General features: G+C 44.8%; 1 protein-coding gene and 1 pseudogene. Both read left to right on the forward strand.

Going from position 1 to position 2,370, the window contains the following annotated elements:
• Positions 1-114: pseudogene (locus tag Q1A48_RS20965) on the forward strand (IS5/IS1182 family transposase); the annotation flags it as partial.
• 734 nt (positions 115-848) lie between these two features.
• A complete protein-coding gene (locus Q1A48_RS20970; RefSeq protein ID WP_299948759.1) occupies positions 849-1,604 on the forward strand; it encodes a hypothetical protein in 756 nt (251 codons plus the stop codon).
• Positions 1,605-2,370: the final 766 nt, after the last annotated feature.

Here is a 2,370-nt window from a genome sequence, read left to right on the forward strand (position 1 = left end):
AGTGATCAGGATGAGGCGATAGGGAAAAGTCGGGCGGGGAACACAAGCAAAATCCATTTAGCGGTTGACGCTTACGGACTTCCGGTTGCATTTGAGGTCACGGGTGGCCAGGTACCGGCGGATGAACCTGAGCCCAAGACGGGAGACAGCGGGCGCGGACTGCTGCTAAACCCCGCCAGCCAGGCCGTGTTGGAACACGGGATGGCTTCGGATTCCCTCGGCAATCTGAATGCCGTTGTGCTGTACCTGGCGTCGCTGGGCTCAACTAACAGCCGCAAGACCATGGGCAAGGTGCTGGAGATAATTGCGAAAATGCTGAATTACCGGAATCATCTGGAGATGCCCTGGGAGAAGATGGACCGGATGCATGTGTTCATGGTGCTCAATGTTCTGGCAAAACTGGGACGCAGCCCGAAAACCCGCAACCTGTATCTGTCGGCGATCAAGGGCGTGGCGGGGGAGGCCTATGCCGCCGGCCAGATTAACGCCGAACGTTTGGAACGGATCCACACGGTAAAACGCTCGAGTGCCAAACGCTTGCCCGCCGGGCGCGCGCTACCGGTGGAAGAAATCTCCGGATTGATGGATTTTTGCCTGACTAGAGAGGACTTGACCGGGCTGTTGTCCGCAAGCTTGAGGAGATTCTTACGAAAAACCGCTTTTCTTGAACGCCTCAATCTGGCATCTTCGCTCATAGGTCAGTTGCTTGTAGTGTCTCATTGCATATCTCTTGTAGGAGAAAAAGCGCGAAGCCTACGGGCAACTGGCCGCTTTTTCTAGCCCCATTAAGATATGCACTTACAAGTTGAATCTGGGATTCAATAAAATGATACATAAAAGGAGTTTGTATGAGATCTATCAATTTTTTTTCGACTATCTTACTGCTAAGCTTTAGCCTTATTGTTACCGCAGCAACAGATTTTCAGGTGACGAGCCAAGTTAACAACATCGAAATTCAGTTAACCGATAAAGAATCAACGTCTACACTGCGAGTTGATTTTGGTGTAAACGACATTTATCTGTTCTCACTTTCAAATAACCTTTACTCATTTAACGTCGATATTGATAACGTACAAGGGCTAGCAAAAGTCGAAGGTATTGAGTTCGAAACAGGTGAAGCTCTAGTTATTGGCAAGGCCGTTCGGGAATTTTTTAAAGAGACCCAACATCAACTTGAGCTTAATATAAACGAATTGGCAACAATGAAAACTTCAGAAAACAATGCTGCATTTTCTTATCTGTTTAAAATAAGTAACTTTATGACATCCATTCCACTGAATAAAAAACTACCATTCACAGTCGAGCGCAGAACCTCCCTAGCTTGGACTGATCTTTGTCCGTTATATGGCCAGAGAGTTACCGCGAGATGGGATAATGATTTCGGTGCACGCTCCGCCACTTATATTGTAGGTGGACATGGTTTCTGTGCTGGACGCTGTGGTGCAGGATGTATTGTTTTTGGTGACCCTCAATACACACAAGACTGTATGAATCATGATGCATGTGCTGATGTTGAAAACCAACAACTGGGCGTTTGTGCCGATGAGTGGAGCGCGGCATCCGATGACTTCCTATTTTCTCCGGACTGCCCAGGCGTTAACTAAAAAGGCTCTTTATGGATTCCGGGGAGCTGTGAATTTGAGCAATAAGTTTCGCTAAATAGCTGTCGTTGGTTTACAATGGCGCTCTACTAGTGATATACAACGCACAGCTAATTTATTATCCCGGTATTGATACCGGGATTTTTTAGAACCCATAAAGTATCGACTATTGAAAACATCAAAAAATAGTATGAAAAGATTAATTTTAGTTTGTTTCATTTCAGGCTATATTGTCGGCACAGTGTTGCTAATTATTTCCACCTTGGGACTTAGTATTGTAGCTGTTGAATTTTTAAAACCGATATTGGTGCCCGGTACCAATTTGCTAAGACCGCTATGCCAACATATAAACTGCTCATCTCCCTGGCTGCTTGGAGTTTTGCTCAATGGAGCTATATTTTCGATACTCTTTACTATCATTGCTTTGGCCCGAAGGACCATCACCAACCGACAAATAAGAATAGTCGTGTTATCAATAATACCGCTATCTTTTATTTTATTAAGTGGTATGGCGGGCAATCTCTATCATTTGTTCACATTATAAAGTTCCGCAAGAGAGCATAGGAAGTATAAATCACCTATTTACCTTTGACCTAAAGTATCCTACTCGAAATTTCTGACATTGTTTACCGTTCAAATTCCAATTCTCAGATTAAGGATAGCTAAAGTTGTAGTGGTCAACTTTTACCGGCCAGTAAGTTAAGATTTTCTTCCGCCTTTGCAGGTGGTATACCATCGTTGTGCTGATGGGGACGCTCCCAGTTGTAGT

It is taken from the genome of uncultured Microbulbifer sp., assembly GCF_947489355.1.
GTDB lineage: Bacteria > Pseudomonadota > Gammaproteobacteria > Pseudomonadales > Cellvibrionaceae > Microbulbifer.